4 protein-coding genes, 1 pseudogene and 1 riboswitch are annotated in these 7,832 nt (G+C 73.3%); of the genes and pseudogenes, 1 reads left to right on the top strand and 4 read right to left on the bottom strand.

Translation table 11 applies throughout. From position 1 onward, the window contains the following. Positions 1-2,947: aminomethyl-transferring glycine dehydrogenase (gene gcvP / locus E1293_RS41460; protein WP_132204716.1), on the bottom strand; the 2,947-nt coding region annotated here is incomplete at its 3' end. A 172-nt stretch (positions 2,948-3,119) separates the two neighbouring features. Then, positions 3,120-3,214, bottom strand: a riboswitch (glycine riboswitch). Between the two features lie 129 nt (positions 3,215-3,343). On the opposite strand from gcvP, the gene E1293_RS41455 reads away from it, so the two are divergent. After that, positions 3,344-5,824 (top strand): lysylphosphatidylglycerol synthase transmembrane domain-containing protein, encoded by a 2,481-nt coding sequence (locus tag E1293_RS41455; RefSeq protein ID WP_243717348.1) that lies wholly within the window; start codon positions 3,344-3,346, stop codon positions 5,822-5,824. A gap of 4 nt (positions 5,825-5,828) precedes the next feature. On the opposite strand, the gene E1293_RS41450 is transcribed toward E1293_RS41455, so the two are convergent. The 3 genes and pseudogenes from E1293_RS41450 to E1293_RS41440 all read right to left on the bottom strand — a co-directional run. After that, entirely contained in the window at positions 5,829-6,434 is a 606-nt protein-coding gene (locus tag E1293_RS41450; protein WP_132204714.1) for a MerR family transcriptional regulator, read from the bottom strand. Positions 6,435-6,825: 391 nt separating this feature from the next. After that, positions 6,826-7,296 carry a bifunctional nuclease family protein gene (locus tag E1293_RS41445; protein ID WP_021599257.1) on the bottom strand — a complete coding sequence of 157 codons (471 nt, stop codon included), beginning with the start codon at positions 7,294-7,296 and terminating at the stop codon, positions 6,826-6,828. Between the two features lie 139 nt (positions 7,297-7,435). Continuing rightward, a pseudogene (locus E1293_RS41440) lies at positions 7,436-7,832 on the bottom strand (transcriptional regulator FtsR); the annotation flags it as partial.

Here is a 7,832-nt window from a genome sequence, read left to right as displayed (position 1 = left end):
AGCGGATCATCTGGTGCCAGCGGTCGAAGTCCGGCATAGCGGCGCGCTGGACGGCGGCAGCGAGTTCGGGCGGTAGTTCGGGCATCTGCGGGGCGCTCATGCCGCGTCCCGCAGCGTCTCGGGGGTCGCCGTAGGCCTGGTCGATGCGGCGGACGGGCGGCCAGTACTTGTTCTCGCGCAGGGACGGGACGGGGTAGGCGGCCTCCTCGCGGGTGTAGGCGTGCTTCCAGTCGTCGGAGACGAGGCAGCCGGCGGTGTGCGGGGCGTTCTTGAGCGGGTTGTCCTCGCGGTCGTAGCCGCCGTCGGCGACGCGCTGGACCTCCCGGCGGATCTCGATCATGGCGTCGCAGAACCGGTCGAGCTCGGCGAGGTCCTCGGACTCGGTGGGCTCGATCATCAGGGTGCCGGCGACGGGGAAGGAGAGCGTCGGGGCGTGGAAGCCGTAGTCGATGAGGCGCTTGGCGACGTCCTCGGCGGTGATCCCGGTGTCCTTGGTGATCTTGCGGAGGTCGGCGATGCACTCGTGCGCGACGAGGCCGTTCCGGCCGGTGTAGAGGATCGGGTAATGGGGGGCGAGCCGGGCGGCCAGGTAGTTGGCGCCGACGATGGCGCCCTCGGTGGCGGCGCGCAGGCCGTCCGGCCCCATCATCGCGATGTAGGCCCAGGAGATCGGCAGGATGCCTGCCGAGCCCCAGGGGGCCGCGGAGATCGGGCCGACGCCGCTGGCCGGACCGGCCTCCTCGCGCAGCGGGTGGTTCGGCAGGAACGGGGCGAGGTGCTCGCGGACGCCGATCGGGCCGACGCCGGGGCCGCCGCCGCCGTGCGGGATGCAGAACGTCTTGTGCAGGTTGAGGTGGGAGACGTCCGAGCCGAACTCGCCGGGGCGGGCGAGGCCGACGAGCGCGTTGAGGTTGGCGCCGTCCACGTAGACCTGGCCGCCCGCCTCGTGCACGGCGGCGCAGACGTCGGTGATCGTCTCCTCGAAGACGCCGTGCGTGGACGGGTAGGTCACCATGATCGCGGCGAGCCGGTCGCCGTGCTTGCCGATCTTGGCGTGCAGGTCGTCGAGGGCCACGTTGCCGCCCTCGTCGCACTTCACGACGACGACGCGCATCCCGGCCATGACGGCGCTGGCGGCGTTGGTGCCGTGCGCCGAGGACGGGATCAGGCACACGTCGCGGTGCTCCTCGCCGCGGGACGCGTGGTAGCCGCGGATGGCGAGCAGCCCGGCCAGCTCCCCCTGGGACCCGGCGTTCGGCTGGACGGAGACCTGCGCGTATCCGGTGATCTCGGCGAGGAAGCCCTCGAGCTCGCCGATGAGCTCGACGTAGCCGGCGGCCTGGTCGACCGGGGCGAACGGGTGGATGTTCGCGAACTCCGGCCAGGTGACCGGCTCCATCTCGGCGGTCGCGTTCAGCTTCATCGTGCAGGAGCCGAGCGGGATCATCGAGCGGTCGAGCGCGATGTCCTTGTCCTGGAGCCTGCGCAGGTAGCGCAGCATGGCGGTCTCGGAGCGGTGCGCGTGGAAGACCGGGTGGGTGAGGTAGGGGCTCTCGCGGCGCAGCGCGTCCGGGAACGATTCGGGGACGTCCTCGGCGGCGGAGGCGCCGAACGCCTCCAGGACGGCCGCGACGTGCTCGGGCAGCGTCGTCTCGTCGCAGGCGATCCCGACGTGGTCGGCGCCGGCCGGGCGCAGGTTGACCCCCCGCTCGCGGGCGGCGGCGACGACCTCGGCGGCGCGGCCGGGCACGCGGGCGAGGACGGTGTCGAAGAAGGCGTCGTGGACGATCTCCACTCCCCCGGCGCGCAGCCCGGCGGCGATCTCGGCGGCGCGGCGGTGCGTCCGCTGCGCGATCGCGGCGAGCCCCTCGGGCCCGTGGTAGACCGCGTACATGCTCGCCATCACGGCGAGCAGGACCTGCGCGGTGCAGATGTTGCTGGTGGCCTTCTCCCGGCGGATGTGCTGCTCGCGGGTCTGCAGCGCCAGCCGGTAGGCGGTGGCGCCGTCCGCGTCGACCGACACGCCGACCAGGCGCCCGGGCAGCTGCCGCTGGATGCCCTCGCCGACCGCCATGTAGCCGGCGTGCGGGCCGCCGAACCCGAACGGGACGCCGAACCGCTGCGCCGAGCCCACCGCGATGTCGGCGCCGGCCTCGGCCGGCGGGCGCAGCAGCGTCAGCGCGAGCAGGTCGGCGGCGACGACCGCCTTGGCGCCGCGCTCGTGCGCCTGCGCGATGACCGGCTCCAGGTCGCGGACGGCGCCGGACGCGCCCGGGTACTGCAGCAGCACGCCGAAGAAGTCGCCGTCCGGCAGCCCCCCGGACAGGTCGGCGGTGACCACCTCGATGCCGAGCGGAACCGCGCGCGTCCGGACGACCTCGATCGTCTGCGGGAGCGTGTCGGCATCGACGAGGAACGTGCCCGGCTCCTTGCGCTTGGAGACGCGGTGGGCGAGCGCCATCGCCTCGGCGGCCGCGGTGCCCTCGTCCAGCATGGAGGCGTTGGCGACGGGCAGGCCGGTCAGGTCGCCGACCACCGTCTGGAAGTTCAGCAGCGCCTCCAGCCGGCCCTGGGAGATCTCCGGCTGGTAGGGCGTGTAGGCGGTGTACCAGCCGGGGTTCTCCAAGACGTTCCGCATGACGACGCCGGGCGTAATGGTCCCGTGGTAGCCGAGCCCGATCATGGACGTCAGCACGGTGTTGCGGGACGCCAGCTCGCGGAGCCGGTCCAGCGCGGCGGTCTCGCTCAGCGCGGGCGGCAGCGCCAGCGGCCGGGACGTGCGGATCGCGGCGGGGACCGCGGCGTCGGCCAGCGCCTCGATGCCGGAGAACCCGATGGCGGCGAGCATCCGCGCCTGGTCGTCCGGGGAGGGGCCGATGTGCCGGTCGGCGAACGCGGACCGGGGATGCTGCGGCGCGGCCACGGGGGCGAAGAACTGGGCGGTCATGGAGAGCCTCCTGGCTGCTGCGGTCGCTCAGGGCCACCGCCGGCACGCGGGCCGGCGGCCGGTCTCCCCCTCTGTCATCGGCACCTGAGAGCTTCACCCGCGCGGCGGGGTTTCCCCTTCGGTGAGCCGCCTTCCCCGCGTGCGGGGATCGACGCCTGCTTTCCAGAGGTGCCTCGTCCGCGCGGTCCTTTTGCCTGAGAGGTTCCGGGGAGGTTGCCCCTTCGGCGCCCCACGCTGGCGGCGTGGGATCTCTCCCGCACAGGGTCGACGGCATGTCCTGGGAGAAACCCTACCCAAAGTCGCGGTGACGCCGTCGCACGGGACCGGCGCTCGACGCGGTGCCGCCGGGTCTGGGACGCTGATCACGATGACGGATGGTCGGGGCGGCGGTACGGCGTGACACGGACCCAGGGCGGCGCGGTGCGCCCGAGGACGGGTGCGACCGCCGGTGTGCCCGTCGACGAGCCCGCCCAGCCCGACCGGATCCGCCGCCCGTCCGACGCGATCAGGTTCGCGGCCTCGATGGTGGGGCTGGCGGCGGTGATGCTGCTGGTGTCGATCGCGCAGCAGACCACCCACGGCCTGCAGACCGACATCGTGCAGGGCACCGCGCACGCGCCCCGGCTGCTGCTGACGCTCGCGACGCTGGTGTCCAGCTTCGGGGTGCTGGCGGTCCCGATCGCGTTCGCCGTCGAGCGGCTGTTCCACAAGGACGGGACACGCGTCGCGATCGCGCTGCTGGCCGCCGTGATCGCGTTCGGGGTCACGGTGGGCCTGGACGACCTGGTGGTGCGGGCCGCCCCGGGCGGCGTGCTGGACTCGCTGATCTGGGGCGGGACCGCGACCGCGCCGGTGCACACCGACATCGCCCCGGTGATCGCGTTCGTCAGCGCAGTCGGGATGGCGGGCCGCGTCCGCTGGCAGGCCGCCACCTGGACCATGATCGGCCTGGCGGCGCTGACCGGGCTGACCGCCTCCTACGCCTCCGTCGCCGCGCTGGCCGCCACCTACGTGCTGGGACGCGCCATCGGCCACGGCACCCTCTACGCCGTCGGGACACCGAATCCGCGGCCGAGCGGCCGGACGGTCGTCGCGTCCTTGGAACGCCTCGGGCTCCGGCCGAAGCGGGGGGCGCGCCTGGACGGCGGCGACGCCGCCGACGGTGAGGACGCCCGCCGCTACGGCGTCGTCCTCGCGCCCGCTCCCCCGGACGGCGGCGGCGCCCGGCTGCCGGTGGGGCGCGGCCTGCACGGCGACTGGGACCTGGAGGTCCGCGTCCTGGACCGGGACCAGCAGACCGCCGGGCTGATCTACCGCGTCTGGCGGCTGCTGCGGCTGCGCGCCGACACGACCGGGCGGACGCTGCGGTCGCTGCGCCGGTCCCTGGAGCTGGAGTCGCTGATGGCCTACGCCGTGGACGCGGCGGGCGCCCGGACCCCGCGGCTCGTCGGCGCCTGCGAGGTCGGCACCGAGGCGGCGCTGCTGGCCTACGAGCACGTGCCGGGGCGGCGGCTCGGGGACGTCCCCAGCGACGAGATCACCGACGAGCTGCTGACGGACGTGTGGCGGCAGTTCAGGGCGCTGCAGGGGGGCCGGCTCGCGCACCGCCGGCTGGAGGGCGGGGCGATCCTCGTCGGCGAGGACGGCCTCGCCTACGTGACGGGGCTGCGGTCCGGGGAGACGGCGGCGGGCGACCTGGCGCTGCGCCTCGACCTCGCGCAGCTCCTCACCACGCTGGCGCTGCGGACGAGCCCCGAGCGGGCGGTCCGGACGGCGGCGTCCGTGCTGGGCGAGGAGAGCCTGGGCGCGGCGGTGCCGCTGCTGCAGCGGGTGGCGCTGTCCCGGATGACGCGCACGGAGCTGCGGCACCACCGGGACCTGCTCACCCGGATCCGGGAGCAGATCGTCCGGCTGACGCCGGAGACGGAGGCGGCGCCGGCCAGGCTGGAGCGGTTCCGGCCCCGCACCATCTTCAGCATCGTGGCCCTGTCCGTCGCGGCCTACATCGTCATCCCGCAGGTGGCGAGCCTGGACGTCGGGCGTCTGGCGGCGACGGCGAGCTGGCACTGGGTGGCCGGCGCGCTGGGGGCGGCCGCGCTCACCTACGTGGCCGCCGCGCTGATGCTGATGGGGTTCGTCCCGGAACGGCTGCCGCTGTGGCGGACGGTGCTGGCGCAGGTCGCCGCCTCGTTCGTGAAACTGGTCGCGCCCGCCGCCGTGGGCGGCGTCGCCGTCAACACGCGCTACCTGCAGCGCTCGGGCGTCCGCCCCACCCTCGCGGTCGCCAGCGTAGGCGCGTCCCAGCTGGTGGGGCTGGCCACGCACATCCTGCTGCTGGTCCTGTTCGGGTTCCTGACCGGCTCGACGACCAAGGCGACGCAGGACCTGGCGCCGTCCCGGACGATCGTGATCGCCGTCCTGACACTGGGCCTGCTCGCGGGCCTCACGCTGACCGTCCCCCGGGTGAGGCGGGTCGTCACGTCGCGGCTCAGGAGCATGTTCTCGGGCGTCGTCCCGCGCCTGGTGGACGTCCTGCAGTCACCGAAGAAGCTCTGCACCGGGATCGGCGGGTCACTGCTCCTCACCCTGGCCTTCTCGCTGTGCCTGGACGCGTCGATCCGCGCGTTCAGCGGGTCGCTGCCGTGGACGACGGTGGTGCTGGTCTTCCTCACCGCGAACGCGGTCGGCTCGGCGGCACCGACGCCGGGCGGCCTGGGCGCCGTCGAGGGCGCCCTCACCCTGGCGTTGACGATCTCGGGGCTGACGGCGGAGACGGCGACGTCCGCCGTGCTCCTCTACCGGCTGCTCACGCTGTGGCTGCCGGTCCTGCCGGGCTGGGGGGCGTTCGCGTTCCTGCAGCGCAAGGAGGCGCTCTGAGGCTTCAGCCGGTGCGGCGCGCGCGGCGCCGGTTGGCGAGCTCATCGTGGGGGTGGCCGGAAGGGTCCGCGTCGTCCGCGGCGGCGCGTTCGCCGGGGAGTTCCGCCAGGCTCCCCTCCACCTCCTGCCATACTCGGCCGAGCGCGATGCCGAACACGCCCTGCCCGCCCTGCAGCAGGTCGACGACCTCGTCCGCCGAGGTGCACTCGTACACGCTGACGCCGTCGCTCATCAGGGTGATCTGCGCCAGGTCCTGCACGCCGCGGTCGCGCAGATGGGTGACGGCGGTACGTATCTGCTGCAGGGAGACGCCCGTGTCCAGCAGCCGCTTCACGACCTTCAGGACCAGGATGTCGCGGAAGCCGTAGAGCCGCTGGCTGCCCGACCCGTGCGCGGACCGCACGCCGGGCTCGACCAGCTTGGTGCGGGCCCAGTAGTCGAGCTGCCGGTAGGTGATCCCCGCCGCCGCGCACGCCGTCGGGCCGCGGTAGCCGACATCCTCCGGTGGCGCGGAGACCTGGGTGTCGAAGAGCAGTCCCTGCTCTCCGGCACGCCGGGACGCCATGTGCCTCTCGGGGGTCGCCTTGCCCTCGCCGCTGCTCACCGCCACGCGGACCTCCGGCTTCTATCACCCCGTGGCGTTTCGTCAAGGGGGTTTGACGAATTACACCACGGGTGTTCCACCAGCACGGTAGGTGCCGGTCAGGGCGTGGTCAACGTTCACCGTCGGCGCGTCGCATGCCCGGATGAACCGGCTTCACGTGGGCAAACTGCGCACCTTCGCCGCCAACGCACTCCATACCCCGATGGCCCCCCGTAGAAAACCACCAGGTCCGGGGTGATGGACGACCAATCCCGCCACCTTGTGAACTTACCCCCCTCCGTGACATTCCCCACACACCCGCCCGCACACCACGGCCAGCACACCAGGAGTTTCAGATGCGGAGCCTCAGGAATGCGGCAGTTCGCGGGTTGCGACCACGGCTCGCCCACCCGAGCCGTCAGCCGGCGCGGCCGAAGTCCTCCGGGGAGATCGTGTCGAGGAACTCGCGGAACTTCTCGACCTCGTCCTCCTGCTCGTCCGGGATGGCGACGCCGGCCTCTTCCAGGACGTCCTCGCTGGCGAAGATCGTGGCGCCGGTGCGCAGGGCGAGGGCGATGGAGTCGGACGGGCGGGCGCTCACCTCGACGCCGTTGGAGAAGATGAGGTCGGCGAAGAAGATGCCCTCGCGCAGGTCGGTGATGTTGACCGTGCGGAGCTGGACGCTGAGGGCGTCGAGCACGTCGCGGAACAGGTCGTGGGTGAGGGGCCGGGCGGGCAGCACACCCTGCTGGGCGAAGGCGATCGCGGTCGCTTCGACCGCCCCGATCCAGATGGGCAGGTAGCGGTCGCCCTCCGTCTCCTTCAGCAAGACGATCGGCTGATTGGAGGGCATCTCGACCCGGACGCCGACGACCTCCATCTGCTTCACAGCGGCTCCCTGCAGGTTCTCGCTGTCTCGATCATGTGCGGCGGGTCGAAGTCTGACCGAACCATGTAGCCAACGTACACCCAGGCCCGGACACCTCGCGGCGCGGCGAGACCGGGAAAATCCTGCACGGCCCCCATGATCAGGGGTCGAGGCTTTCGCGCAGACCCGCGTTGACCAGGGCGGCGTGCAGCCGGACGGAGAGCGCGGCGATCTCGCGGGCGGTCTCGGCGGCCTGCTCGTGCGCGCCGCTGCCGCGGCGGCGCAGCTGCGGGGCGACCATCTGCTCGATGAGGCCGACCTGGCGGTCGGCGGCGGCCTTGACGGCGCGCAGGTGCCGGACCTCGAAGCCGAACTCGCCGAGCGCGGCGGCGACGCGGGCGATGTTCAGGGCGTCGCCCTCGTAGTGCCCTCCGGTCCGGCGCAGGAGCCCGTACTCCTCCAGGCGGGCGAGGAGGGCCTCGTCGATGCCGGCGCCGTCCAGGAGCTGGCGGCGGGTGAGCCGGACGGCGGGGTCCGCGGCGGTGGTGTCGGCCGCG

Source organism: Actinomadura darangshiensis (assembly GCF_004349235.1).
Lineage (GTDB): Bacteria > Actinomycetota > Actinomycetes > Streptosporangiales > Streptosporangiaceae > Spirillospora > Spirillospora darangshiensis.
The sequence above is the reverse complement of the archived record's forward strand: the minus strand, read 5'-3'. Positions and strand labels throughout refer to the sequence as shown.